We start from the raw sequence: 24,792 nt of genomic DNA, 5'->3' as shown, positions 1-24,792 counted from the left end.
AACCACCCATTGCCGACGGCGATCGGTTCCCGGAAAACACAAAATGTGACGCAGAACCTATGCCCTACCACCACGTCCGCGGCCGAATCGCATTCGCCATATCCACCAGGTGATACCTGTGGCTAGGGTACTGAACACTCCGCGCCATCCGGCGCAGATCCGCCTCCACCCCGAGCCGCAAACCGCGCACCTCAAAGGGCTGGCCGAACAATGTTGGCACGGTAGCGTGGGTCCGATTCGTCTCACGCAGCCAGTTGAGCCCAGCGGACATGACGGCCACGCGCACTTGCGCCATCCGCGGCTCATTCGTCGGGATCTCATCCAGGCGCTGCGCGGCGTCGATAATTCGCTCTTCAGTCAGATCTTTCGGGGGGCCAGAAATGAGGTGGAGAACCGTCGTCAAGCGGGCTAATCGGTGGTGACGGGACGCCTGCGGAACCTGGTCCAACGCCTCAACGGCCCGGGCAACATCGCCCTCCGCGATGAACTGGCGGGACAAACCAAACGCCGACGACACCGTGGTCGGGTTGGTCGCCCACACCAGGCCGTACAACCGCGTGGCGTGAAAGCGCAGGGCAACGGGGTCGTCGCCGACGGGATCCCACCGATCACCCATCGCTTCCAGAGCGCTATCCGACGGCAACGCGGACGCATGTCCCAAGGTTGCCGCCGCCACGGCGGTCTGCCTGTCCAGCACCGAGGTCATCGACAACCCCTTGGCCTGAAGCCACAATTCCGACGTCGCCGCGATGGCAAGCTTGGCCGCCGGCTCCCCGGGAAGAATGAAGATGACTTTTTCAAAATGCCGCTGCGCCTGTTCGTAATCGTTGAGCAGCAAAGCGGTGATTCCGGAATACCATTCGTATCGCCAATCTCGGGTAAAAGACGATTCGAATGTCGATAGATAATTATGAGCTTCATCAACAAGCCCGAGATCAAGCATCGCCCTCACAATAGACAGCGGAATTTCCACGCTCTCCGCATACTCAGGCATTTTCATCTTCGCGTACAGCGAATCAATGGCCTCAGAGGGCTCGGCGTAGCTGATCGTCGAGAGAATATAAGCGCCCGGATCCGTGGCGTCCACCATAGGTACTGGCAGCGCGGCCACCACCTCCGGGGCCGTAATCTCAATGGATCGTTCAATGCCATCGACTAATTGATCGGTACGGAAAACCAAGTGCTTCGTTCCATACGTTGTCCTTTGAGGAGCGAACTGTGAATGCAAATGCGGGAAATGCACCTGGTCACGCACCGCACGAATTTCACGCAGCACACCGGTCAATTGATTCGCCATCGACGACGCCGACGCAAAACGCTTCTCCGGATCCGGATCAGTCGCCCGCAGCAGCAACCGATACAGCGACAAGTAGCGGCGAAACACCGGCTCGTTAGTCGGAGTAGGCAAACCGTCCTCATACCGCCCGTCAACCGTCGGTAAATGAACAATAAGCGACGCTAACGTGCGGCCAACCGTATAAATATCACTGCGCACCGTCGGCCCAGTTTCCGTAATCTCAGGAGCCTGGAAACCTGGTGTCCCGTAAATGTGCCCGAACGCGCCGATCCCCGTGACCGCACCCAAGTCGATCAGCTTGACCTGCTCCTCCGTAATGATGATGTTGTCCGGCTTGAGATCGTTATAAACGACGCCGCGCGAGTGCAGATAATCCAGCGCCTCGAGAACCTCAAGCATGTAGCCAATAGCGACATCGACCGCGAAAAGGCTGTCACGCTGCTTCTTCCGCTGCGAGCGCAACGACGGCCCACCAACGTACTCCATCACAATGAACCCGCCGGGGGAGCGGTCATCATCGACGAAGTTGTAAATCTTCACGATGCCCGTGTGCGTAATATCCGCCAAGAACGCGCGCTCGGCGCCAGCCACCGCCCGATCCTGCTCATTGGCCGTCGCCTTCATCCCCTTGAGGACAACCCACCGGTCCGAAACATTGTGGTCAATGGCCAGATAAATCCACCCGACGCCACCATTGGCCAGCGCCCCGACCACCTCATACTGGCCCGCCACCATATCCCCCTTGTGGAGCGACGGCGCCTTGGCATCCGTTTCCTTAATCGTGTCGGAATCCATGACAGATTCCCGCGGATCCGTGGGCACGATGAACGGCAACGGCACCATGCCATCGGCAACCACTTTTCCGCGCCGGGAAGCCGCTCTGCGCTCCCGGAACGTGGAGAGTGCACGCTCACGGGAAGCCTGGCTGGGGTCATGGCTGGCACCATCGGCCCCACGTGGGCGGGCCACGGTTTTGGCACTACCAGGGCCCGGGCCCGTTACTCCATCGCCCGACGACGGAGTATCCGCCGGATTGTCGGACTGCAAGAGTGAACCAATGTCGTTGATGTCGATATCGATCTCGTCGTCATCGTCATCATCGGCGAACGGGTCAAAGGGGACAGCCCGTGTTCCCATGACCGTGGCAGCTTCGGTGGGGTGGTCATTGTCATCGGGGCGGCCGTTGTCGGTGTCCCGCGCGTTGTCCTCGGAATCCTGCGCGGCGTCGGAATTCAGCCCCGCCTCGGAATCCCGCGTTTCGTCGGCGCCTAGCCCTTCATCGCGGACGTTCGGTTCGGAATCGCTCATTGTGGTTCCTCCTGGACGTAGGTGGGGTCGGGCGGAACACCGGAATCCCCGAGATATTTGCCTAGCCACTTGTCATAGAGACGTTGCCATGTCCCGTCGGATCGGATGCGCATCAGGGTGGAATTCACCTGCCGGACGAGCCCGTCGGTGTTCTTCCCCGGTGTGGTTTTTGCGATTCCCACGGCATAATCGCTGGACCCGTAGGGTTGGCCAACCAGGTGTGTGTTGGAGTCTTGCGCCGCCAGCCCGGAGAGGATGGAATCGTCGGAAATAATGGCTTGAACTTGGTGTTGTTGCATGGCCACCAGGCAGTCGGACCAGTCGTTGGTAATGAGGAACCGCGAGTGCGGCGCAATAACCTGCGCATTGTGTTGGAAGGTCGAGTCCTTAGGCACGCAGACGGTGGCGTCGCGCAGGTCGTCGGCGGATTGGATAGAGGAGCTTGTCGACGCCAAAATCCGCGCTTGGGCATGCAGATATGGTGCGGAGAAGGCCACTTTGGCTCGGCGTTCGCGGTCGATGGTCATGGTGCGGACAACAATATCGACATTGCCGTGCTGAAGTGCGTCAACGCGTTCGGCCGAGGACAGAAAACGGAAGTCGATCCGCTCGGGATCGCCGAAAATGTCGCGCGCAATTTCACGGGCGAGGGAGACGTCGAAGCCCTCAAGATTGCCGCTACTGGGGTCTTGGAAACCAAGAAAATTGAGTGACGACGACACCCCGACGATGATGCGCCCGCGCCGGACGATATCCGGTATGCGCTCCTCGGGGGTGGAGTTGTCGGGGGCGAGTGTGTCGTATGCGTCGGCGTCGGTCGTGGTGTCTGGCGTGGGGGTTTGGCTTGCCGACGATTCATGCGGCGGATTGAGGCACGTTGCCCCGTCGGGAATGGGGGTGAAGGGGGCGACGGAGATAAAGATGCCGTTGTGGCCACGGTGTGAATCGCTGATCCCGGAACATGCCGCGAGGGGGAGGATCGCGAGGGGAATGACGGCGGCCGCGATCCAGGGACGACGGGTGCGTCGGGCGCGGAGTTGGAGTTGGGGGCGGAGTCGGGCTGAGCTGCGCTCTCTCAACCGAATTGAGCTGTGTGGCAGGCGAATCATGTGTACTCCTGCATCCGGGGGCGAACGCCAATGAGGACACCAACAACAGAGAGCACGGACAAGATGAGCACCGCGCGGGTGATGTTTTGCGAGGTGTCCTGGCTATTTTCCAGGTAGGTCCGCAGGTTGCTGCGCGTGTCCTGAATCAGTGTCCGCAGCGACTGGTCGAGCTGAATGAATTGCCGCTCCGAGTTCAAGGTGGATTCATCACGACCGACGGCGATATTGACGGCCCCGGTGTAGTCCCCGCGGCCGATACGGTTCGCTAGTTCTTGATGCGACACTTTCCACGAGTTCGCGGCGACGATGGCGTCGTCGAGGGCATCGGACGGTTTTTTGTCCGACGACGTGTCGGTGTTCTGGTCGTCCGCGTCGTCCAGCGTGCCGTCATCTTTCATTTTTGTCAGTGCCTTTTGGACGTCGCTCACCGTGGTGGAGAAATCTGCCGACGATTGATCCGCGCTCCGCCGTACCAACATAAGTGCTTCGTCGGTTCGCGCTTTTTGTGCGCTGATGCGGGATGCGGTCAGCTCGTGAAGGGGATCAGACGCCCGGTTAAAGTCCGCATTCCCCACCGCGACGATGACGATCGACGAAATCGCCAGCCAAAACAGCGCGATGGTGATGGCGACGGTGGCGAAGAGCAGACCACCATTAAGGCGTCGATTAGTGAGTGCAGCGAGCCACAATTGCGCAATGACCAGGAGAATGATGGCCGCGAGAAGCCCCGACGCGGGGAACCACATGGGCCTCGTTAGCGACCGGGCTTGGTGGCGGACGCGGTCAGAAGTGATGGTGTACAGGCGCGACGCTGCGGGAATGATGGAGTTCTGCATGATGGCGCTGGCCTCGGTGAGGTAGGAGGCGCCAATGGGGTTGCCTTCTCGGTTGTTCGTGCGGGCCTGCGCGATGAGCCCCGTGTAGATAGGAAGCCGCTGGTTAACCACAGCGAGGAGTTGGAGGACCTCGTGGTCATCGGAGTTCGCGCCGGCACCGGCCTCGACGAGCGCGGTCGACGCGGTCTGAATGGCTGTGTTGTAGCGTTCGTCTTCCGACTGGGACCCGACGCCACCCTCAAGGAATCCAATGGTGGCGGTGGAGTCTGCCACGGAGAGCGACCCGTACAGCCGTTGCGCGGCGTTAGAGAGCGGCTCGGTGTTCTTCACCAAGTTGTTGAGCTGGTCTTGTCGGGTCGATGAGGCGTAGGTCAGCGCACCACCGGCGGCAACAATGGCTATGACCAGGATGGTTGTCATCGCCATGAGCCGGCCTGGCGATGTGCGCAGATAGGCCCACATCCGGCCGGGAACTTTCAAGGCGGGGACGAGGGCATCGTGAAGGACGTGCCAGCGTCTTGGCTGTACATCGGCATCGTCTGGCTCGAGGGAATCGTCCATGGCGCTGAGCCGAATGTGGCTGGCGTCGGAGGAGTGTGAGGGACCGCGGTTGCGCCCTGTTCCTCGTTCTCGTGCCATACGGGCCCCCTACGTGTTGCGCCTGTCGCCAGTTTTTTGTGCCACGTCCGGTGCGCGCGATCGTTGTGGTTGGTGGGGAAGGCCGTTCGCGCGCGGTAGCACAACTGTCACATCTGTCTCCCTAGTCTAAGCGTTACACGGACATCAGTGTGATTGAAGCCTGTCGCCATTGCTGAGGATATGGCAAACTAGTTTCTATGATCGAAATACATGGCCTCACAAAGAGGTATGGGGACAAGGTAGCGGTAGATTCGCTCGACTTCACGGTGAAGCCAGGTGTCGTTACTGGTTTTCTTGGGCCAAATGGGGCTGGTAAATCGACCACGATGCGGATGATTACCGGGCTGGACCGCCCAACAAAGGGCACAGCGACGGTGAACGGGGAGAATTATCAGTCATTTCCGGCCCCAGCCAAGGAAGTGGGGGCGCTGTTAGAGGCCAAATGGGTTCATCCGAACCGGTCCGCTCGCACTCATCTGAAGTGGATGGCGCAGGCCAGTGGCATTTCTGCTGATCGTGTCGACGAAGTTCTGCGCTTAGTGGGATTAACCGATGTGGCTTCCAAAAAGGCGGGGGGATTCTCCCTGGGGATGAGCCAGCGGCTGGGATTGGCTGGGGCGCTTCTAGGTGATCCTGAAACGTTGATCTTGGATGAGCCGGTCAACGGTTTAGATCCGGAGGGTATCCGCTGGGTGCGCACCTTCCTTAAGAATCTTGCCGCCGAGGGGCGCACAGTATTCGTGAGCTCTCACATGCTCTCTGAAATGGCGTTGACGGCGGATAACTTGGTCGTCATTGGCCGGGGCAAACTCGTTGCCGATACGACGGTTGAGGACTTCACGTCCTCGCGGGGCGGTAGTTCGACGCGCTTGCGCGTGGGTGATCACGACCACATGCTGCAGGCCCTCAAGCAAGAAAATATCACCTTCACGATGGACCGCGATAACGTCGGCCGTGAGGTGTTCGTCGTCTCTGGGGTGTCCACTGACGACGTCGGCAAGGTGGCCTATTCCTATGGGATCCCCGTCCTTCAGCTGGAAGAACACCACGGATCGTTGGAAGACGCATTCTTGCAACTCACAGGTGATGACGTCGAATATCAGGGCGCGGCAGCTCAGGGAGGACAGAACTGATGTTGGTTAACTCGATTCGTGCTGAGTGGACGAAGTTAGCGTCGACAAAATCGTTCGCGTGGACGTCGATCTTAATTGTGGTCCTGAGCTGGGCGTTCGCCGCTCTGATGGGGTGGGGGTCGAAAACGGCCCTGGATTCGATGGATCCGGAAGATATGGGGGAAGTATCGACTTTTAACGCAATCACTGCTACCCAGGGGTTCGAACTATTCGGCGTCATGGTTATCATTATCATGGCCACCCTTCTGGTGACCACGGAGTACCGCTTCAAGACCATCAACGAGACGATCATGATGACTCCGAAGCGTCCGATCATTGCGATATCCAAGACGATCGTCTATGGGGTCGTCGCAGTAGTTTTGTCCTTCTTTTCGACAATCATCAGTGTGCCAATCTTTAAGTGGTTGGCCGGTGGCTACGGCTCAGAGATGAAAGTGTTCTCCGGCTCTTCGGGGCGAGTATATGTGACATCGGCAGTGGAGGCTTTGCTGGTCGTCGTGATGGCAATTGGTGTAGCGTTCCTTATCCGACAGACTGCGGGTGCTATCGCCATCATGCTGCTGTGGAAACTCGTCCTTGAGGACCTGATCACTTTGATTCCGAAGGTGGGGAACCACATTAAAGGCTATCGTCCCTTCGCTAACCTCAGTGCGTGGGTGAGTGATGCGAAACTCGATGGCGCACCATGGGGGTCGACGGGCAGCGTAATCTACTTCGCCGTGTGGGCACTTGTTCTCTTCGCTATTGGGGTGGCCGTGTTAGTGAAGCGGGACGCGTAGCGCAGCTACGTTCCCGCACGGCGCTACCCTGTGCGGCGGCGCGGCCCTCTCTTACTGCTGGTTCGCCGTAGGCTCCGACTGGCCCTGCATCACGTCGATCACGTGCTCGGTGGCGAACGCTGTTTCGTTCAGCCGCTCCGATGCTTCGTGAAGGATGCGGACGCTGTCGGGGTTCATTTCGTCGGTAATTTTGTTGATTAATGCGGCCCATCCCTCGGCAATATCGTCGAGAACCCGGGTCCCCTTATCGGTCACTTGCAGCATTTGCGCGCGTTTATCGTCGGGGTTCGATGCCCGGTTAAGCAGACCGTTGGCAATGAGTGCGCGGACCGTCGTCGAGACATTAGAGACGCGTAGGAATCTCATGCGCGCGATGTCGGACACGCCGACACCGGGGTGGTTGTGCACGAAGTAAAGGACTTCGATTTCCGATTGGTTGACCTCCATGGAACGGAGGGGCTGTTCCACGAGCCGCCGCGTGGCCGAGAGGAAGTTGTACATCGCGGCAGAGAGCACATGAGTTTCTTCTCTGGTGAGCGGTGGAAGGTACCCGTCCGCGACGTTCACGTCCTGGTCAGGGCGCTTTTCTTTATCGAGGCCGCCGTGGTGGACGGTATGGGATCGTGATGCGCCCGGGGAGGCTGTGGTCATGCTGTCGAAAGTCACAAGTTTTATTTTAGAAAATTAATGGAAATTGTTAACCACTAGCGCCTCGATTTGAGGGTTATAGTCGTCACATCTTGGTTACACCCCGTCATAATCGACGATGAGCGGTGCATGGTCGCTGCTACCTTTCGCAGCACGCTCATCCTTATAGACGCTGACTTCCCCGGCGTTTTCCGCGAGCGCAGGTGATGCCCACTGCACGTCGATGCGCATGCCTTGGTTCCGCCCGAAACGCCCCGCTGTGTAGTCCCAGTACGTGTAGCCCGAGTTGTGGGTGACGTCGGTAAATCCTTCATCCTCGAGCGCAGTCAGAGCGTTGCGCTCGCGTGGCGTGACCTGCGTGTGCCCGACGAAGAACTGAGGATCCCACACATCGGTGTCATGGGGTGCGATATTCCAATCCCCGACGAGGGCCAGGCGTAATTCGGGATCATTATCGACGGCCGTGGCGGCATAGTTGCGGACCGCGTCGAGGAACCGGAGTTTGTAGGTGAAGTGGATATTGCTGATTTCTCGGCCATTGGGGATGTAGAGGCTCATGACGATGATGCCGCCGCAGGTCGCGGCGATCGATCGGGGCTCGATAGCTTGCTCCGCGGTGAGCTCCTTAGAGAACCCGGGTTGGTGGGGGAGTGTGTGGACGTCTGTGAGTCCAACGCGGGAGGCGATCGCGACACCATTCCACTGGTTCGTTCCGCTGACGGCGACCTCATATCCGGCGTCGGTGAAGGCGTCGCGGGGAAACTGGTCCTCGCTGCATTTTGTTTCTTGCATGGCGAGGACGTCGATGTCATGTCGGTTAAGGACATCGATGATCCGTGGGAGTCGGGTGCGGACGGAGTTGACGTTCCAGGTGGCCAATCGCATATGGGTGAGCCTACTTCGTGTGTGACGTATCCGGGTGGGTGGTGGTGCGCGCGGTCGTGTCTGCACTTTCCATGCGCGCGGTGGACGCATCCGCCAGGTAGCGGTGGCGATGGTGCTCGCCGAAGCCCAGCTTGTGATACAGATTGCGTCCGGGAGTGTTCGATTCGATGACGTGCAGGTATGCGGTGTCCGCCCCGTGCCGACGGCCCCAATCCATCATGATGGCACCCATGAGTGTGCCCAACCCTTGCCGACGGTAGCGTTCGGCTACTTCTACGGCGGAGTATCCCAACCAGGCGCGGCTGTCGGGCGAGTGAGTAATGGTTCCCCTGGTGATAGCGACGGTCTCTCCATCAATAACGATGCGTCCGAAGCCGAGAAGTCCGTCGATTTCGTGCGATAGTTGGCGTAGAGCTGATTCCGGCAGAGGTTGGCCGCGGAAGTGGTAGAGGGACAGCCAGTCGTCATTCGGTTGCTGGGCAACCTCCCACGTGATGTTCCGCGAGAGAAGGTCATCGGACACAGTGTGCGCGGCGATATTCCTGATCGCTGAAGCGTTTTCCGCTGAGCTCTCTTCCTCGGAAGCATCCTCCGTCGCCGCCCCCTTCGACGATGGCGCGGTCTCCAGGTCCTTAGTCATCGTGATGATTTCGGGCCCACGGGTCCACGCGCCGGGCATACGGAAAGCCGGCCGTGCGATGCGATCCGGCGCGGCAATCAGCGTTGGCAACCCATACTTCTTATATATGTCCCGGATCGCGTCCACGGGAACGTCGTCAAACGCCGTGTGAGGTTCCAAGGGGACAGCGCTGTTTGACCTCTCGGTCACTCCATCGCCGACGCGAACCAGCCACCCGTTAACCCACTCGTGGTGGATCACGCCGGGGAACGCGAGCGCGTAGGCGTATTCCACGGCCCGGATATCGCTGTTGCGCACAGGTTTCGCCGGCAGGGGTTTAATAACGTCGATAAGTTGTGGGTCGATGGTGATCTCTTCGCCGGGGGTCCCGGTGTTTTGCCGACGAACCACCAGCGGGTTCAGTGAGACGAGCGTCCCGATGACGTCGGTGAAGTGGTCTCCGTGGGGGCTGGCGTCGGTGAGCCGTCGCCGGATGACAACGCGCGCTCCGACGACGAGTGAGGCCGGGTCGGACCAGCGGGAGATCGGGAGATGTGCCGGTGTGGAGTCAGCCATGGGCGATCATTCTTTACTCGTCTTGATCGTTTTACTCATCGTCTTCGCCGAAGGGATCGGGATCGACCCCCGGTGTCCAGGTATTTCCGGGCACGGTCCACCCGTTGCGCTTGATTTTCTTCTTCGCCATGCGTGCCCAGCGGCCGATGAGCATGTCGGTGTAGAGGTAGCCGTCCAGGTGGCCGACCTCGTGCTGCAGGCACCGCGCGAAGAACCCGTAGCCCTCGACGCGAACTGGTTCTCCGTGCTCGTCGGTGCCGGTGACGCGGGCCCAGTGTGCGCGTCCAGTGGGGAAGTCCAAGCCGGGTACGGAGAGACAGCCCTCGGCGTCGGATCCGTCGGTGGCTGGCATTGTTTCGGGGATCTCGGAGGTTTCCAAAACCGGATTGACCACGCAGCCTTTGCGTCGCGGTCCGCCCTGAGCTTTCAGTTCTTCCTCTGACTTGGAGTCGCCGTCGGGACCTTCGATATCGGGGCAGTCGTAAACGAAAAGGCGCTTGGCAACTCCGATTTGGTTGGCTGCGAGACCAACCCCATGAGAGAGCTCCAGGGTCTCATACATATCGGCAACGAGTTCCGCGATTTCCTCGGGGGATTCGGTAACAGGCTCGGTCGGGTTATGGAGGACAGGATCACCAGCGATAACAATTGGGCGCACAGTCATGGGGTATAGAGTAGTGGCAGTTCCGGACATGGTCAGATACGGACGGTCAGATAGGGAAGACGTGCGCCCTATCTGCCATGCTCAGGGCGGTTGACCTGCGGGTATCGTTTGCGGGGTGCCGACGGATGTAGTGGATGGATTTAGTGATTGTGGGGTGAACAATAGGGTGACGACGAATGACGCGGGATCTGCGCATAACGAGGGAGATACTTCCGACAGCGCACAGGATTCCGCCACCGCGCATGATGCGGACGACACCACTAGTGATGCCCATAATGATTCCCAGAATGAGGACAAGACACAACGTGGACTCACTGACGACGAGCGACGCATGTTGGAATTTGAGCGGCGTGTGTGGAGGAGAGATTCTGCGAAAGACGAGTTAATTCGTCGTCGGTTCAATCTGAGCCCGATCCGCTACTACCAGCGCCTTTTCCGGTTAATTCAGCGTAGAGAAGCTCTTGAGGAATTCCCGACGACGGTGTCCCGGTTGCTGCGCATTGCGAATTCTGACCGTCCGTACTGATCGCCCGTAATGACCGGCTCCATTGACCGCCCCCGTCGGCCCCATTTTCCAATGCGATGCAGCGGATGTGCGTCTGTATTGCCGACACAGGGAATGAAATAAAAGTGACTAATGAGAAATAAGTTATTATTGTTTTGTGAATTTCGATAACGAACCTGGACAATCACCCCGCAACCATCGCGACCGCTCTCATGGTCGCACCGATAATCATCGCGATAACGATGATTTATTCGACGACGACGTGCACACCGACGGCGCAAGGGATGGCGTCTATGAGGATCAAGCGTTTAACGACGGATCCTCCGCTGACCGGGGGGAATCTGGATATTCCTCCACTGAATCAGGCGATTATTCCGCAGGTGAAAGTGCTGCTCAGGGTGGGTATACCGGTTTTGCCGGTTACGGTTCGTACGACGAGACCCCGCATCATCACGAAAGCACCAGCCCCGAGGCTGCCTCCGTGGCAGGCGCCCACGATGGCCACGCCACCCCACACGACGGCTCCGTCAGGGACTCGGCATCAACGGCGCGCGCGGCCGCGTCGGAACCCGTCGAACCCAATGAGCCCGCCGAACCATTCGACTACGACGACCGCGCCGAATACGACGAACCCACTAACTACGACGAAGCAGCAGCGCCCCTCGCGTCGGACCTTAGCGCATCAGAGCCCGCACGTGCAGCGTCGGCAGAGGGCCAGCCCAAGAAGACTCAGAAGTCCAAAGTTCCGCTGCGCACGATCGGCGTGATCTTGTTAATCGTGGCCGTCGCGCTGATCGCTTTCGGCATCTACCACCTGGTAAGCGGCGACAAGGACGATGACAATTCATCGGCAAGTTCAACGTCGTCGTCGGCACCCGTGAACCCGGGGAATACCGGTGCGCCAGGGGCCGGGGCTGCGACGGACCAGCAGCAGCCTGGTGAAAACGCCAATAATCCTGACAGCACCGCCGACCAGGGGCAGAACACGGCCGGCAACCAAGGAACGCAGAACACCGCTGAGAATGGCGCGGCTGCACAGGACGGAAACACCGGAAGCAACGGTACTAGTTCCGATAAAAAGGTGGATAAGAGTAAAGTTCAGGTCACCGTTCTGAACAACTCGAGAGTTCAAGGTTTGGCAGAGAAGGTTTCCAAAAACCTCAACGCCGATAGCTGGAGCAACACCTCGTTCGGTAACTTGCCTGCCGACGGAGCTGCGGCTTTCCCTGGCTCGGTCGTTCTGTATGACGACAACGCGGATAGCAAAGCTGCTGCAACTGAGGTAGCCACGGCATTGGGGCTCAAAGCTCAGCCGAAAACAGACCAAACCAACCAGCAATTGGCCAACGCGGAAATGGTGTCCGGCCAGCACCCGGGCTCCGTGGTTGTTGTGACGACGGCTGATATGAATCAGTAGCGGGCTGACCGATCGGTTCTACCGCACGACTTATGAACATTACGACGCTTGGCTGAAAAGCCCGGCGTCGTCGTCTTACGCCCGGAAGGTAGACCATAGTGACATCGGAAAAACCTCCCACTGTCGCATTTAACGCCTCTCCTGCGCCGACATTGGGCGTGGAATGGGAGCTGGCCCTGGTGGATCCCACGACCTTGGACCTCACCCCGCGTGCAGGCGAATTGCTGCAAGTGATGTCCACGATGGATCCGAATCACCGCGTTGTCCGCGAATTCCTCTCGAACACGATTGAATTCGTCACGGCCGTGTGCAAAACGGTGGCCGATGTCGAAGATGACCTGCGGGAATCCCTCGATCTCGCGCTCCGGGCCGCGGACGATATCGGCGTCGACTTGCTCTCCGTCGGCACTCACCCCTTTGCCCACTGGGGTGACCAGGAACTGTCGGATAAGACGAACTATCAGCAAATCATCGAGCGCACCCAGTGGTGGGGCCGTCAGATGCTGATCTGGGGAATCCATGTGCACGTGGGGATCCGCTCGAAGGATCGGGTATGGCCAATCATCAACGCGATGCTGACGTTGTATCCGCACATTTTAGCCATGTCCGCTTCCTCGCCCGCGTGGGAGGGTATGGACACCGGGTACGCCAGCAATAGGACGCTCCTGTACCAACAATTGCCGACGGCGGGCCTCCCGTACCCCATGAAAACCTGGGCCGAGTGGGAGGAATTCACCCGCGACCAGCTGCGCAGCGGGGTCATCGACAAGCCTGACGCTATGCATTTGGATATCCGTCCGGCCGGTAAATGGGGAACCATTGAGGTCCGTTTTGCCGACGCCACCACCAACATGCGCGATCTCAGCGCGATTGTTGCTTTTGTTCATTGCGCGGTGGTGTATTTCGATCGCGCCTACGACCGCGGGGAGGACTTGCCGAGTCTGCAGCAGTGGCACATCGTCGAAAATAAGTGGCGCGCGGCGCGGTATGGCCTGGATGCGATCGTCATTGTGGATCGTGGCACCAATGAAAAAGATGTGCGCGACGATATTCGCGAGTGGGTTGAGCGGCTCCGGCCGGTCGCTGACGACTTATCGTGCCGACGCGAGCTGGAGGATGTCCTGACGATTGTGAAAGAGGGGGCATCGTATGAGCGGCAGAGAAAGATCGCTCGTGCGGCAGGTGCCGCCCGCGAGCCCGGTGTTCGTCTCGCAGGCGAAGCCGGGGCGTTGGATGGGTTTGCGACGCCGGAAGCGTGGAAGGCCGCCGTGCGCGCGTCGATTAAAGAGTTGAAGGAGAACTTCCCCGACGAGAGGTAATTGCCGGCTGGCGATTCCCGGCCGACGGGTGGCCGGCTTATTTAACGGTCGGGTACAGGCGATTGGCTGCGTTGACCAGGGAATTCGCAGCGGAGATATCGGGGTTGGAACCGAAGCCGACGGTCCAGACTTTCCGACGATCATGGGCCGCATAGATCATGGTGACGGTTGCTTCGAAGATCGTGAACTGGTGGAATTCCAGGATCTCGACGCGACGCCCACCGTCAGCCAGGATGTGGGTCATGGCGCTGATAGCACCCATCGATGTGATGGTGTGGGTGGAGGTGCGCTGGGAGGACGGCTGCGAGCTGTCAGCCAGGGTGATGGTGTAGCGACGACGCCCGGCGCGCAGCTGCTCGTGGTTCAGCGATTGTAAGCTCAGCGCCCCACCGGGAGCGCAAAATGTTTCCGTGAACGTCCGCCAGGCCATGCCGTGGGCTTGTTCCCGCAATCCGCGGGGCAGTCGGTGGCCGAATCGGGCGCGGAAGGGGTCGTCGGCAAAAGTGCGACGGGTGGGTTGCGCCTCGAAGTTCGTGCCCTGGTTGGGTGTGGAGAAAGCTCTGGTGGTGTCCCGGGTGAATGAGTGTGTGCGGCGTCGGCTGGGGGTGTAGATATACACGGGGGCGGAATCCTTATTTCTTTGGCGCTTCACCCTGGGTACAGCTTTGTCCTGTGTCGACTTTGTCTTGTGTCGACGGGACCGCGATGGTGTTGTGATGACGCTGGAAAATGTTGGCCAGTCGTCGTGGTGGTCGCTCAGTGTGATCAGGGGCCGTGTGTGGGCCATCAGGATCGAGCGAATCCGTCGTTATCGGACGGTGCCATCGTCAGTTGTAGCCGGGGTGATAGCGCGGTGGCCATCACGGGCGGGCGGACTGACGGGGCCTGGGGTTCTGGGCTCAATCCTGGGTGGACGAGGTCAGTCCTGCTCGCCACCGAGGTCGCTAGCCTTAAGTACTCGTAGCGCGGGGGCCGCGATGAGGGCCGACGCTGCGGTGACCTCGAGGGTGCCCGAGGTGGCCGGAGCCGAGTGCTTGAGGTTGCGAAGTCCCTTAAGGTTCGCCTTAAGCATGGTGGCAACTGTATCGACGTCGTGTGGCCCACGCAACATGGTTTGGATACACGGTTGTGGATCGGGGGTAAAACGACGCCGCGCTTGAGCTGTAGCTGGAGAAAAAGTGCATAAAAATACCCCCTGAACATGCAGATTCTCGCCATGCGGAATATCTGCTTGAGGGGGTTATAGCGGGGGTAGTGGGTGGGGTGTGGTCAGTCCCTCCCGAATCGTGCGAGGAAGAGCAACTCCGCGATCGCGAAGTGCTTGATTTCGGACGGATCAACCGACTCGTTAGCGCTGTGGATCCGCGCTTCGGGTTCCTCGACACCGAAGAGTGCGAGCTCAGCGTTGGGATTGGCCTTGAGCAGGCCCGCGCAGAGCGGGATCGACCCGCCAGAGGCGTTGTACACGACGTCCGTCTGGAAAGCGTCGGTCATGGCCTGGCCGAGGGTGGCGTGGAGCGGCCCGGAGGTGTCGGCGTGGAAAGGCTCGCCGATCGACTCGCGTTCGATGGTGATGTGCGTACCCCACGGCACATGGTTTTCCAAGTGCTTGACGAGTGTGTCCTGCGCCTCCACGGGATCCATGGTCGAGGGCACACGCAGGTTCAACACGGCAGCACAGCTGGCCGGCACAGCATTGATGACGTCCTTGGTGGGAACTGCGTCCAGAGCCGTGACCGTAATGGCTGGCTGTGCGACGGTGAGGTCGGTCACGCTGGGTCCGTCGCCATGCGTGGTGCCGGCCGCTCCGTAAAGCTCAACACCATCCAGCACAGACGCGTCTTTACGGAAATTCTCTGGATCGGCTTGGTTACCATCCCAATGACCTGAGGTGTCCAAACCGTCGACAGCGAGAAGCCCATTCTCATCGTGCAGCGTGCCGAGAAGGTGGATCATCGCCAGAAGGGCATCGGGCGCAGCTCCGCCGAATTGTCCCGAGTGAACAGGCCCTTCCAGCGTCTGCAGGGTGACTTTTACCCCTGCGCTACCGCGTAACGACGTGCACAGCGCCGGTTCGCCAACACGATCGGAACCGGAATCAGCGATCAGAATGTCGTCGGCAGCAAAAAGCTCGGGACGCTCCTCTAATAGTGCGTCCAATCCGGCACCGCCGCGCTCTTCGGACCCCTCGACGACAACGCGGATACCGAGCTTCGGTGCTTCCGGGTGCAGTTCCTCCCACTCCTTGAGCCCGTGGAGAGCCGCGAGGTGCATCACAACATTGCCTTTGCAATCCGCGGTGCCGCGCCCGTACCACCGTCCGTTGCGCTCGGTGAGCGTCCACGGGTCGGAATCCCAGGCGTCGGTATCAGTCGCCGGCTGGACGTCATAATGCGAGTACAGCATGACGGTCGGCATACCGTCGCTGGGCTGGCGCAAGCCAATCACGGCAGTGGAACCGTCGGCAGTCTTGTGCTTTTCGACGGGGATGCCGGCGGCCGTAAACGCGTCGACCACCCAGTTTGCGGCGCGGGTTGTTTCCTCCTCGAGGCCGGCGAAGTCGTGGACAGAAGCGCAGCCCACGAGCTCGGTTAACCACGAGCGAACGTCGTCCATTCGTGAGGTGACGTAGCGGGTGGCTTCCTCGGAAGAATAGATGCTCGCCGTATCCGTCGAGTGTGTGTCTTTGCTGTCTGCAGCGTCGTGAGTCATGCTCCCTAGGGTAGCGCCCTCGAGGGGAGGGGCAGCGTCGGACTGCAACCATCTCCACCAGAAACCTTGCACTCTAAGCCCGAGACTGCTAAACAAGAGTTAGCACTCCGGGACTGTGAGTGCCAGAGAGTTACAACAAATGTTCACCGGCTGTGGTGAGAGAAATAGAAGACACATATTTCTCGTGCCGTCGCGGGCGCCGCTGCCGGATCGTGTGTCGTCAACATAAACGGAGGATCGGAAAGCCTCATGGCCAAGATCATTGCTTTCGACGAGGAAGCTCGCCGCGGATTGGAAAAGGGACTCAACACCCTTGCTGATGCAGTCAAGGTGACTTTAGGGCCAAAGGGCCGCAACGTCGTCCTAGAGAAGAAGTGGGGCGCTCCCACGATCACCAACGATGGTGTGACTATCGCCCGCGAAATCGAACTTGAGGATCCGTACGAAAAGATCGGTGCGGAGCTCGTTAAAGAGGTTGCGAAGAAGACCGACGACGTCGCTGGCGACGGAACCACGACAGCGACCGTTCTGGCACAGTCGCTCGTCCGTGAGGGCCTCCGCAACGTTGCTGCGGGCTCCAACCCGATGGGCATTAAGCGCGGTATCCAGGCTGCTACCAAGGCTGTGACCAAGCAGCTGCTGGATTCCGCTAAGGACATCGAAACTGAGGAAGAAATCGCCGCCACCGCTGGCATTTCTGCCGCCGACCAGACCATTGGTGAGCTGATCGCCAAGGCCATGTACAAGGTGGGCGACGGCAAGCTCAACAAAGACGGCGTGATCACCGTTGAAGAGTCCAACACCTTTGGCGTTGACCTCGAAGTCACCGAAGGTATGCGCTTCGACAAGGGCTACATCTCCGGCTACTTCGCTACCGACATGGAGCGCCAGGAAGCCGTTCTTGAGGACCCCTACATCCTGCTCGTGTCCTCCAAGATCGGGAATGTGAAAGACCTCCTCCCGCTGCTTGAAAAGGTCATGCAGTCCGGCAAGCCGTTGCTGATCGTCGCTGAGGATGTTGAGGGCGAGGCCCTGTCCACCCTCGTTGTGAACAAGATTCGTGGAACCTTCAAGTCTGTTGCTGTGAAGGCTCCGGGCTTCGGTGACCGCCGCAAGGCTCAGCTGCAGGATATGGCAATTCTGACCGGCGGCCAGGTTATCTCCGAAGAAGTTGGCCTCACCTTGGAGAACGCTGACCTCCCGATGCTGGGCCGTGCCCGCAAGGTCGTCGTCACGAAGGACGAGACCACCATCGTTGAGGGCGCCGGCTCCTCCGAGCAGATCGAAGGCCGCGTCAAGCAGATCCGTGCAGAGATTGAGAACTCCGACTCGGACTACGACCGCGAGAAGCTGCAGGAGCGCTTGGCCAAGTTGGCCGGTGGCGTCGCTGTCTTGAAGGTTGGTGCCGCAACTGAGGTTGAGCTGAAGGAGCGTAAGCACCGCATCGAGGATGCTGTGCGCAACGCTAAGGCCGCTGCTGAGGAAGGCATCGTTGCTGGTGGTGGATCTGCACTGCTGCAGGCATCCTCCGTCTTGGATGATGACCTCGGATTCGCTGGCGACGAAGCCATCGGTGTTCGCATCCTCCGTGCTGCGCTGGAAGCTCCGTTGAAGCAGATCGCTGTCAACGCTGGCTTCGAGCCTGGCGTCGTTGCAGACAAGGTTGCTAACCTCGACGAAGGCTTCGGCTTGAACGCAGCCACCGGCGAGTACGTCAACCTGATGGACGCTGGCATCAACGATCCGGTGAAGGTGACGCGTTCCGCACTACAGAACGCATCCTCCATCGCGTCCCTGTTCTTGACGACGGAAGCCGTCGTCGCGGACAAGCCTGAGCCTGCTGCTCCGGCTGCACCGGGTGCCGATGAGATGGCCGGCATGGGTGGCTTTTAAATAGAACCACATAAAGGTTGAGTTGTTGGACCGCGGGTTTTCTAACCGCGTGGTCAATGACCGTGACACCTGATAAGCACTGACAGACCGTTCCGATCTCGGAACGGTCTGTTTTTGTTATGTCGGTTGGGTCTGGTGATTCGTGCCGAATAGCGGCGGTGTGGGGGAGGTAACCCCCACATTAACCCCCCGACCTGCCTAGTTGATGCCCGGTTCAACGCCCGTTCGTCATAGACTTTGAATATGGCTGATGAAGACGATCGGAAAAAGGACACCACTAGCGCCGAGGACGGTGCTAAGGAGGGAAAAACCTCGAACGATGAGGAGTTCCACGTCGTCGACCTTGCTGATACCGAAGGCTATATCGTCGATGACTCCGATGAAGATGACCCAGTACTCATTACCCCCGATGGGCATCGTGTAGATACATGGCGTGAAAACTACCCCTACGACGAGCGCATGACTCGTAAGGAATACGAGCATATTAAGCGTGCCCTTCAGATCGAGTTGCTGAAATGGCAGAACTGGACGAAGGACACGGGCCAGAAGCACATCATTCTCTTCGAAGGGCGTGACGCCGCAGGTAAGGGTGGCACGATTAAGCGCTTCAATGAGCACTTGAATCCCCGTGGTGCGCGGACCGTCGCTTTGGAAAAGCCGTCGCCGCGTGAATCCACGTCCTGGTATTTCCAGCGTTACATCGAGCACTATCCCGCGGCTGGTGAAATCGTGTTCTTCGACCGCTCCTGGTACAACAGGTCCGGCGTCGAGCGCGTGATGGGATTCTGTACAGAGTCGCAGCACGCGGAGTTCTTGCGCGAGGTCCCCATGCTGGAAAACATGATTATGGGGTCCGGAATTAGCTTGACCAAGCTGTGGTTCTCGGTGACGCAGAAAGAGCAGCGCACCCGCTTCGCCATCCGCCAGGTTGACCCCGTGCGACAGTGGAAGCTCTCGCCAATGGACTTGGCGTCCCTGGACAAGTGGGACGATTACACCCGGGCCAAGGAAGAGCAGTTCCGCTACACGGACACCAACGAGTCGCCGTGGATCACGATTAAATCCAATGACAAGAAGCGCGCACGTATCAACGCGATGCGCTATGTGCTCTCAAAGTTCGAGTACACGGATAAGGACTACGACATTGTCGGCCAGCCCGATCCGAAGATTGTCAAGCGCGGCCGCGACCAAATCGGTGACTAGTCCCCGGTGATGAGTTTCTGGTGATTAGTTCCCTCTGAACCAGCGACCGATCGTTGCCATAAGCTTCCGCCATCCACCGCGGAAGCTCATTTTTCGTTGCGACGACGAGCCCTGTGTAGCCGGCACGATCGCAGTAGTGGGGCTTTGCTGTGGAGGCGTGGTCGGGGGTGTCGACGTATCACGTGTCGACGGAATTGTCGTCGCCTCATCATGTGTCTTAGTATCGGCGGCCTTCTGGGTGGAGCTCTGCGACTCATGCTCAGAAGCCGTTTTCCCAGATGACGTCGGCGGATGAGAGGCCTCCGGCTGGTGGGGCAGCGCATTCACGACGTGAATAGATGGCATCAGCGCCCGTGGCACGCGCCGGGCAAGATACGTTTGCGCCGACTTTTCCGTCAGGCTCTTACTCTGGACGTACCCCAGCAGCTTCGGCCCGTGCGTCGACGTCGTGAGCGCCGCCGTGGTGTCGTCGGCACCCGGAAGGTCGTGGAGAACAGCGTCGACATGGATGAGGTCCACGCGGTGCCCACTGATGCGCGCCTGTTCATCGATATGCCGCACGAAATGCAGCCCGTCATCACCGACGGTGACGAGGTCGCCGGTCCTGTACGCGCGGTTCCAGCCGAATTGGGACACGGGCGCGAAGGTCTCCGCATCGTGGATGAGGTCGAAATAGTGGGCGAGCCCAACACCGCTGATCACAAGCTCTCCGGCCCGCCCAGGCTCGACGGGGTGCCCCACTTCGTCAATGACGATTGCTTCCCACCCGGCCAGCGGCTGCCCCATGAGCGATAGGGGAGTCTCCGGGGTTATTTTGGCTGCCGACGTGACCCCTGTCGCTTCAGTGCGGTACGTATTCCATACTTCGCGTCCGGCCATGACGCGCGTGATGTCGGCGGGGCAGGGCTCGCCGCCCAGGATGAGTAGGCGTAATGCGGTGGGGTCGGTGTGCCAGGACAACACGTCGCTCGGTGTCGTCGATATGACAGAGATGCTGCGGTCTGCGATCCAGCGATCAATGGTCATCGGGGCGACGGATTCGTGGGCAGCGTTATTTGTGTAACGGTTATTTGTGTAGGGCACGAGACACGCGCCGGTGGACCAGGCCAGCCACATTTCTTCGATGCTGCGGGGATCCGTGTGTGACGCTATCTGGCCGATGCGGTCGCCAGCGCCGATGGGTTCGTCGGGCACAAAAAGGTGTGTTTCCGCACTGATTCCGGCGGTGGCGCAACGATGGGGGAGCACCAATGATCGACGGCAGAAGAACACAGCGGCGGCGTCGGAGGGGGATGGCTTGTGGGCCTGGCGCGTTGCCGGCCGGAGGGGTTGAACGCCCGCGTCTGTTACAGCGGCGGTGAGCCGGAGTCCGGCGCTCACCTCGGCGAGGGAATATCCGGAGGCCGGTTCGGGTGACCGTGGTATAGCGCGTGGGCGCGAGGTCAACGCCGAGTAAGGGACCGTTCCACCGTGGGCGTGGGATTGTTGTCTTCCGTTGTTTCCAGCGCGTGACCGGTTTTCTCCCGCGGCCGACCGGCGAGCGATCGAATCCCGCGAGTTCGCCGAGTCGTGGGCAGTGTGGTCCGCAGACAGTTCAGTGTCGGACCGGTTGGCGTCCTGGCGTCCCTGACCGTGTACAGAATCCGCCGAAACAGGGACATACGCTGCTCCGATAGACATGGTCGCAAGGAGGGCAGCGTAGTACTCGATAGGGTAGGCAATGGCGATACCGACGCGGTCGCCACGTCCGGCGACAGTGCGTAGTTCGTCGGCAATCTCGTGATACCGCTGCGAGAGGCGAGCGTATGTGATGGTTTGGGTGCCCGTGTCGATAGCGAGGGCATCGGGAGTGGCGTCGGCCTGATCAGCAAAAATCCGTGTGAGAGTGTGTGGTTGTGAAGCGAGCGAATGGTTCCCCAACACTCTCCGCGAATTCACAATGACACTCCCGTGGTTAGCTTGCTGGTGTATTTCCGTAGGCGGTTGCTCTGCTTGTCGTTGAGTTCGTCGAGCAGATCATTTTCGGCGTCGGTCAGCGCGTGACGAATCTTGTGTCGAACAGTAATACCGTCTGGCGTAATTGTAATAAGTTGTTTTCGACGGTCTTCTGTCGAGCGTACCCGCTGGAGAAGGTTGTCTTCCTCTAATGAGTCGATGAGGCGGACCATGTCGGAACGGTCAACGCCGAGGAGTTCTCCGAGCTCACTTTGGGAATAGCCCTTGTCGCGTCGGACGCATTCAAGAAGCCAGTACGCGCGTTGAGAGAGTTCGAATTCATTGAGGGTGTTATCGGCGACCTCTCTGAACATTTTGTTCAGCTGGTACACCTGGTAAAAAAGCGAGTCTTCGACTTCCGAGGTGAGGGTAGCTGGCGCGGTTTCGGTGCCATCTGCACCTTGGGCAGCCTTATTCTCATCCTTGTTTGATTTATCTGGCTTATGACCAGATTTCTTTTTCTTGCTCGACTTCGCCATATTGCTGATCTTAGCCGAAAGTGGGGTATTAAAAACAATTGATATTTCCCACAAAAATGATGTCGTTATCGTCTTCGACCATTGTGTATTGACTTATGTATTGACTACGAGAGCGTAGTTATTCAATAACGATTATTGACGGCGAAAAACCTCGGCGGCGCGCGCAACTCAACCGAGTTGTCACAGCGTAACCGAGGTTTATAAGGGCTAGCCGACGTTTCGTGGCCGACCTAGCTGCCAAAACTGTCGGAGCTTAGTCGCCGGATCCCGTCTCCATGGGGAGATTAGCTTCGCGCCACGCGAGGGTGCCGTCCTTCACGTTGATGACGTCGAGGCCGTTTTGCTCCAGGAATTGGCAGGCCCGGGTGGACCGTCCTCCGGAGAGACAGATAATGTACGCCGGTTGATCGAAGTCCAGTTCTTGGTAGCGACCCATTAATTCGCTGAGCGGAATGTTGATAGCTCCCGCGGCATGGCCGTCGGCATATTCATCTGCCTCGCGGACGTCGACGAATTGCGCGCCGTCGGGAATGTCGTGGACTGTCACACTTTCCATAAATCTGCTCCTTGTCGGGTATATGGCGTTCGATCTCGGCGTACTCGGCGTACCTACCGGCGCAACCATCGGCGCGGTCTTACTGCTGCTCGGTCAACTCGCCGTACTGCAGTGGCCCGATGCCATAGGTTTTCGCACCATTCTCATTGGCGGGCGACAAGATGCCGATGGGGCGCCGAGTCAACGAGTCTGGCCCCACGTTACCGTCCGATGTCTCCGCAGTCAGGATCTCGGTGCCATTGGGCAGCGTAATGATCCACGGATTAGCGACGGTCAGCTCAACAACATTGAACCGTGCGGACCCCGTGACGGAACCCTTGTAGCGACGAATGCCATCGTTTGCAGCTTTTTCGGCGGCACGGTCGCGGCTAAACGACACCGTCTGGGCATCGTCTTGCTTGGCTGCACCATCCTTGGGATTAACGCCACCCTGTGCCAGTTTCGTCGCCGTGAAAAGCTCGTTTGCCTTAACGACGAGGTCCTCCGTGGGTGCTGGCGGAGTGTTCGGGCCAGGCTCGGGGGAGTAGTTGATGGGAACGTAGAGCTCCTCGGCAGGGTTGACGGATCCGCCGCCGGCGTAGGTGTACACGCCGAAGTTGGTACCGGGTGTCTGCTCAGGGGGATCGACGACGATACGAGCGGTGAAGGTGCCGTCGTCGTTCATGGGTTGAGCCTGGCGAGCGATGGAACGGTGCATGTCAATCGGCTGCTGCGGAATTGCGTCGAGTGTTCCCTTGGGCATGACCCACGCCATCTGATCGTGGGGGTGCTTGCGGGTGGAGGAGTCGGCGTTTTCACTGGGCTTCCACTGATCGGGGAACCCGCTGTAGAGAACGAAGACGCCGTTGGACGTGCCCGGGGGTACCGGAAGTGGGAAGCCGCCCTTGTTGGCTTGCGGGGAGAACCCGGAACCGTGGACCAGGAGAACGTCGCCGCGGTGCACGGTTGCACCTTCGGCGGGGGTGCCATCTTCAAAGGTGACCGTGATGGACGGGTTCTCCTGAACCTGAGGGAAGACAGGGAGGTTATCCGGGATGCTGGGTGCCGCGTTTGCGGGCGCCGGTGCCGTTAGTGCTGGCACACCCACTGCGAGAGCCGCGGTGAGGGCAGTAGAACTGGCAAAAAGTACTAGTGGGGAGCGTGAACGAGAGAACATACTTAAATCCTAACCCTAGCCTCCCCTAAACGGAAGAGCGTAAGTGTTTTCTGTTTGTTCACCTAAATGTTCTCGACGGTTTACTCTAAGGTCACGGGAAGATTCGTTAGGAGAGCTAGCCTGCGTGGGTGCTCGATAGTCAACCAACTCACGCACCGGACACCAAGCGGGCTCAACGGAAAGAAGGGCTGCTAGCTGCAACACTGCTTTTTCCTAATCTCCTGCTGCTGACCGTGTTTACGTATCGGCCGTTAATAGACAACATCCGTTTATCATTCTTTCGGTGGAATATTTCGTCGACCTCGGCGACGTTTGTGGGGCTCGATAACTACAAGGAATGGCTCACTCGGGATGACACCCGAACCATTGTTCTCAACACCCTTGTGTTTACCGGCTTTGCCGTGATCGGCTCCATGGCCTTAGGCCTTATTCTTGCTTTGATATTGGATCAAAAGTTATTTGGTCGTAATGCTGTCCGGTCTATTGCTTTTGCTCCCTTCGCATTATCAGGGGCTGCCATCGGGGTCGCATTTCAGTTCATTTTCGACCCTCACTTTGGGTTGATCCAGGACATTCTCAGCCGTTTTCACATCCCCGTGCCTAACTTCTACTCGGAGCCAGCATGGGCCCTTTTTATGGTGACCTTCACCTTTATTTGGAAGAACCTGGGATACACATTCGTCATTTATCTCGCCGCATTGCAGGGCGTGAATAAAGAACTGGATGAAGCAGCAGCCATCGATGGTGCCGGCCCGTGGACACGATTATGGAAAGTCATTCTTCCCCAGCTGCGGCCGAGCACCTTTTTCTTATCGATCACCGTGACGCTCAACTCGGTCCAAGTCTTCGACATCATTTCAGTAATGACCCGGGGTGGCCCGCAAACAACCGGCACGACCACGTTGGTGTACCAGGTCTATCAGGAAACATTCACGAATTTCAGGGCGGGGTACGGAGCCACCGTCGCCACCATCCTTTTCCTCATCCTGTTGTGCCTCACTCTTGTTCAGGTTCGCTATATGGACCGGCAAATGGATAACGGGAGATAAAGACGGTGACTGTGA

General features: G+C 59.0%; 22 protein-coding genes. 8 read left to right on the top strand and 14 right to left on the bottom strand.

Going from position 1 to position 24,792, the window contains the following annotated elements; all coding sequences use genetic code 11:
* Positions 1-64 precede the first annotated feature (64 nt).
* The 3 genes from CKROP_RS08315 to CKROP_RS08305 are packed head-to-tail and all read right to left on the bottom strand — an operon-like array spanning position 65 to position 5,189.
* Positions 65-2,605 carry a serine/threonine protein kinase gene (locus CKROP_RS08315; protein ID WP_012732294.1) on the bottom strand — a complete coding sequence of 847 codons (2,541 nt, stop codon included), beginning with the start codon at positions 2,603-2,605 and terminating at the stop codon, positions 65-67.
* Positions 2,602-3,714: a glutamate ABC transporter substrate-binding protein gene (locus tag CKROP_RS08310; protein WP_012732293.1), complete on the bottom strand. Its 1,113-nt coding sequence runs from the start codon at positions 3,712-3,714 to the stop codon at positions 2,602-2,604. Before CKROP_RS08310 ends, CKROP_RS08315 begins: the two co-directional genes overlap by 4 nt.
* A complete protein-coding gene (locus tag CKROP_RS08305) occupies positions 3,711-5,189 on the bottom strand; it encodes a GlnX family signal transduction membrane protein (protein ID WP_012732292.1) in 1,479 nt (492 codons plus the stop codon). Before CKROP_RS08305 ends, CKROP_RS08310 begins: the two co-directional genes overlap by 4 nt.
* A gap of 197 nt (positions 5,190-5,386) precedes the next feature.
* Between CKROP_RS08305 and CKROP_RS08300 the strand changes: the two genes are divergently transcribed.
* Complete coding sequence (locus CKROP_RS08300) at positions 5,387-6,322, top strand: ABC transporter ATP-binding protein (protein WP_012732291.1); 936 nt, start codon at positions 5,387-5,389, stop codon at positions 6,320-6,322.
* Positions 6,322-7,101: an ABC transporter permease gene (locus tag CKROP_RS08295; RefSeq protein ID WP_012732290.1), complete on the top strand. Its 780-nt coding sequence runs from the start codon at positions 6,322-6,324 to the stop codon at positions 7,099-7,101. Before CKROP_RS08300 ends, CKROP_RS08295 begins: the two co-directional genes overlap by 1 nt.
* A gap of 51 nt (positions 7,102-7,152) precedes the next feature.
* Here the strand turns inward: CKROP_RS08295 and CKROP_RS08290 are convergent, their stop codons facing one another.
* From CKROP_RS08290 to CKROP_RS08275, 4 genes are all read right to left on the bottom strand, one after another.
* Entirely contained in the window at positions 7,153-7,767 is a 615-nt protein-coding gene (locus CKROP_RS08290) for a MarR family winged helix-turn-helix transcriptional regulator (RefSeq protein WP_148209674.1), read from the bottom strand.
* Positions 7,768-7,845: 78 nt separating this feature from the next.
* Complete coding sequence (locus CKROP_RS08285; protein WP_012732288.1) at positions 7,846-8,634, bottom strand: exodeoxyribonuclease III; 789 nt, start codon at positions 8,632-8,634, stop codon at positions 7,846-7,848.
* Positions 8,635-8,644: 10 nt separating this feature from the next.
* Positions 8,645-9,829: an N-acetylglutamate synthase, CG3035 family gene (locus CKROP_RS08280; RefSeq protein ID WP_012732287.1), complete on the bottom strand. Its 1,185-nt coding sequence runs from the start codon at positions 9,827-9,829 to the stop codon at positions 8,645-8,647.
* Positions 9,830-9,860: 31 nt separating this feature from the next.
* Entirely contained in the window at positions 9,861-10,493 is a 633-nt protein-coding gene (locus CKROP_RS08275; RefSeq protein ID WP_041628897.1) for a peptide deformylase, read from the bottom strand.
* Positions 10,494-10,659: 166 nt separating this feature from the next.
* On the opposite strand from CKROP_RS08275, the gene CKROP_RS11750 reads away from it, so the two are divergent.
* The 3 genes from CKROP_RS11750 to CKROP_RS08260 all read left to right on the top strand — a co-directional run bounded on the left by CKROP_RS11750 (position 10,660) and on the right by CKROP_RS08260 (position 13,734).
* The gene (locus tag CKROP_RS11750) at positions 10,660-11,019 is read left to right on the top strand and encodes a DUF3263 domain-containing protein (protein ID WP_237698412.1); all 360 of its coding nucleotides are present in this window, start codon (positions 10,660-10,662) and stop codon (positions 11,017-11,019) included.
* A gap of 136 nt (positions 11,020-11,155) precedes the next feature.
* A complete protein-coding gene (locus tag CKROP_RS08265; RefSeq protein ID WP_012732284.1) occupies positions 11,156-12,415 on the top strand; it encodes a LytR C-terminal domain-containing protein in 1,260 nt (419 codons plus the stop codon).
* Between the two features lie 98 nt (positions 12,416-12,513).
* Positions 12,514-13,734, top strand: a complete 1,221-nt coding sequence (locus CKROP_RS08260) for a glutamate--cysteine ligase (protein WP_012732283.1) — start codon at positions 12,514-12,516, stop codon at positions 13,732-13,734.
* A gap of 37 nt (positions 13,735-13,771) precedes the next feature.
* On the opposite strand, the gene CKROP_RS08255 is transcribed toward CKROP_RS08260, so the two are convergent.
* From CKROP_RS08255 to CKROP_RS08245, 3 genes are all read right to left on the bottom strand, one after another.
* Positions 13,772-14,521 (bottom strand): 2-isopropylmalate synthase, encoded by a 750-nt coding sequence (locus tag CKROP_RS08255; RefSeq protein ID WP_012732282.1) that lies wholly within the window; start codon positions 14,519-14,521, stop codon positions 13,772-13,774.
* A gap of 132 nt (positions 14,522-14,653) precedes the next feature.
* Positions 14,654-14,806 (bottom strand): hypothetical protein, encoded by a 153-nt coding sequence (locus CKROP_RS11495; RefSeq protein WP_169302965.1) that lies wholly within the window; start codon positions 14,804-14,806, stop codon positions 14,654-14,656.
* A 197-nt stretch (positions 14,807-15,003) separates the two neighbouring features.
* Entirely contained in the window at positions 15,004-16,446 is a 1,443-nt protein-coding gene (locus CKROP_RS08245) for a dipeptidase (RefSeq protein WP_148209673.1), read from the bottom strand.
* 249 nt (positions 16,447-16,695) lie between these two features.
* Here CKROP_RS08245 and groL point away from each other — a divergent pair, with 249 nt between their 5' ends.
* Both groL and ppk2 read left to right on the top strand, forming a co-directional pair.
* A complete protein-coding gene (gene groL / locus CKROP_RS08240; protein WP_012732279.1) occupies positions 16,696-18,339 on the top strand; it encodes a chaperonin GroEL in 1,644 nt (547 codons plus the stop codon).
* Between the two features lie 243 nt (positions 18,340-18,582).
* On the top strand, positions 18,583-19,542 hold the full coding sequence (gene ppk2, locus CKROP_RS08235) for a polyphosphate kinase 2 (protein ID WP_012732278.1): 960 nt from the start codon (positions 18,583-18,585) through the stop codon (positions 19,540-19,542).
* Between the two features lie 24 nt (positions 19,543-19,566).
* Here ppk2 and CKROP_RS08230 read toward each other — a convergent pair whose 3' ends face one another.
* The 4 genes from CKROP_RS08230 to CKROP_RS08215 all read right to left on the bottom strand — a co-directional run bounded on the left by CKROP_RS08230 (position 19,567) and on the right by CKROP_RS08215 (position 23,728).
* Entirely contained in the window at positions 19,567-21,480 is a 1,914-nt protein-coding gene (locus CKROP_RS08230; protein WP_012732277.1) for an AMP-binding protein, read from the bottom strand.
* Positions 21,477-22,016: a MarR family winged helix-turn-helix transcriptional regulator gene (locus tag CKROP_RS08225; RefSeq protein WP_012732276.1), complete on the bottom strand. Its 540-nt coding sequence runs from the start codon at positions 22,014-22,016 to the stop codon at positions 21,477-21,479. The genes CKROP_RS08230 and CKROP_RS08225 overlap by 4 nt, the downstream gene beginning before the upstream one ends.
* 253 nt (positions 22,017-22,269) lie before the next feature.
* Positions 22,270-22,572 carry a rhodanese-like domain-containing protein gene (locus CKROP_RS08220; RefSeq protein WP_012732275.1) on the bottom strand — a complete coding sequence of 101 codons (303 nt, stop codon included), beginning with the start codon at positions 22,570-22,572 and terminating at the stop codon, positions 22,270-22,272.
* Between the two features lie 79 nt (positions 22,573-22,651).
* A complete protein-coding gene (locus tag CKROP_RS08215) occupies positions 22,652-23,728 on the bottom strand; it encodes a hypothetical protein (RefSeq protein ID WP_012732274.1) in 1,077 nt (358 codons plus the stop codon).
* Positions 23,729-23,856: 128 nt separating this feature from the next.
* Between CKROP_RS08215 and CKROP_RS08210 the strand changes: the two genes are divergently transcribed.
* Complete coding sequence (locus CKROP_RS08210; protein WP_012732273.1) at positions 23,857-24,777, top strand: carbohydrate ABC transporter permease; 921 nt, start codon at positions 23,857-23,859, stop codon at positions 24,775-24,777.
* Positions 24,778-24,792 lie beyond the last annotated feature (15 nt).

Source organism: Corynebacterium kroppenstedtii DSM 44385, from assembly GCF_000023145.1.
Lineage (GTDB): Bacteria > Actinomycetota > Actinomycetes > Mycobacteriales > Mycobacteriaceae > Corynebacterium > Corynebacterium kroppenstedtii.
The sequence above is the reverse complement of the archived record's forward strand: the minus strand, read 5'-3'. Positions and strand labels throughout refer to the sequence as shown.

Excerpts from the sequence above, each read along its gene's own strand:
- CKROP_RS08315 (WP_012732294.1), bottom strand. The coding sequence starts at position 2,605 with ATGAGCGATTCCGAACCGAACGTCCGCGATGAAGGGCTAGGCGCCGAC.
- CKROP_RS08310 (WP_012732293.1), bottom strand. The coding sequence starts at position 3,714 with ATGATTCGCCTGCCACACAGCTCAATTCGGTTGAGAGAGCGCAGCTCA.
- CKROP_RS08305 (WP_012732292.1), bottom strand. The coding sequence starts at position 5,189 with ATGGCACGAGAACGAGGAACAGGGCGCAACCGCGGTCCCTCACACTCC.
- CKROP_RS08300 (WP_012732291.1), top strand. The coding sequence starts at position 5,387 with ATGATCGAAATACATGGCCTCACAAAGAGGTATGGGGACAAGGTAGCG.
- CKROP_RS08295 (WP_012732290.1), top strand. The coding sequence starts at position 6,322 with ATGTTGGTTAACTCGATTCGTGCTGAGTGGACGAAGTTAGCGTCGACA.
- CKROP_RS08285 (WP_012732288.1), bottom strand. The coding sequence starts at position 8,634 with ATGCGATTGGCCACCTGGAACGTCAACTCCGTCCGCACCCGACTCCCA.
- CKROP_RS08280 (WP_012732287.1), bottom strand. The coding sequence starts at position 9,829 with ATGGCTGACTCCACACCGGCACATCTCCCGATCTCCCGCTGGTCCGAC.
- CKROP_RS08275 (WP_041628897.1), bottom strand. The coding sequence starts at position 10,493 with ATGACTGTGCGCCCAATTGTTATCGCTGGTGATCCTGTCCTCCATAAC.
- CKROP_RS08255 (WP_012732282.1), bottom strand. The coding sequence starts at position 14,521 with ATGGCCCACACACGGCCCCTGATCACACTGAGCGACCACCACGACGAC.
- CKROP_RS11495 (WP_169302965.1), bottom strand. The coding sequence starts at position 14,806 with ATGCTTAAGGCGAACCTTAAGGGACTTCGCAACCTCAAGCACTCGGCT.
- CKROP_RS08245 (WP_148209673.1), bottom strand. The coding sequence starts at position 16,446 with ATGACTCACGACGCTGCAGACAGCAAAGACACACACTCGACGGATACG.
- groL (WP_012732279.1), top strand. The coding sequence starts at position 16,696 with ATGGCCAAGATCATTGCTTTCGACGAGGAAGCTCGCCGCGGATTGGAA.
- ppk2 (WP_012732278.1), top strand. The coding sequence starts at position 18,583 with ATGGCTGATGAAGACGATCGGAAAAAGGACACCACTAGCGCCGAGGAC.
- CKROP_RS08225 (WP_012732276.1), bottom strand. The coding sequence starts at position 22,016 with ATGGCGAAGTCGAGCAAGAAAAAGAAATCTGGTCATAAGCCAGATAAA.
- CKROP_RS08220 (WP_012732275.1), bottom strand. The coding sequence starts at position 22,572 with ATGGAAAGTGTGACAGTCCACGACATTCCCGACGGCGCGCAATTCGTC.
- CKROP_RS08215 (WP_012732274.1), bottom strand. The coding sequence starts at position 23,728 with ATGTTCTCTCGTTCACGCTCCCCACTAGTACTTTTTGCCAGTTCTACT.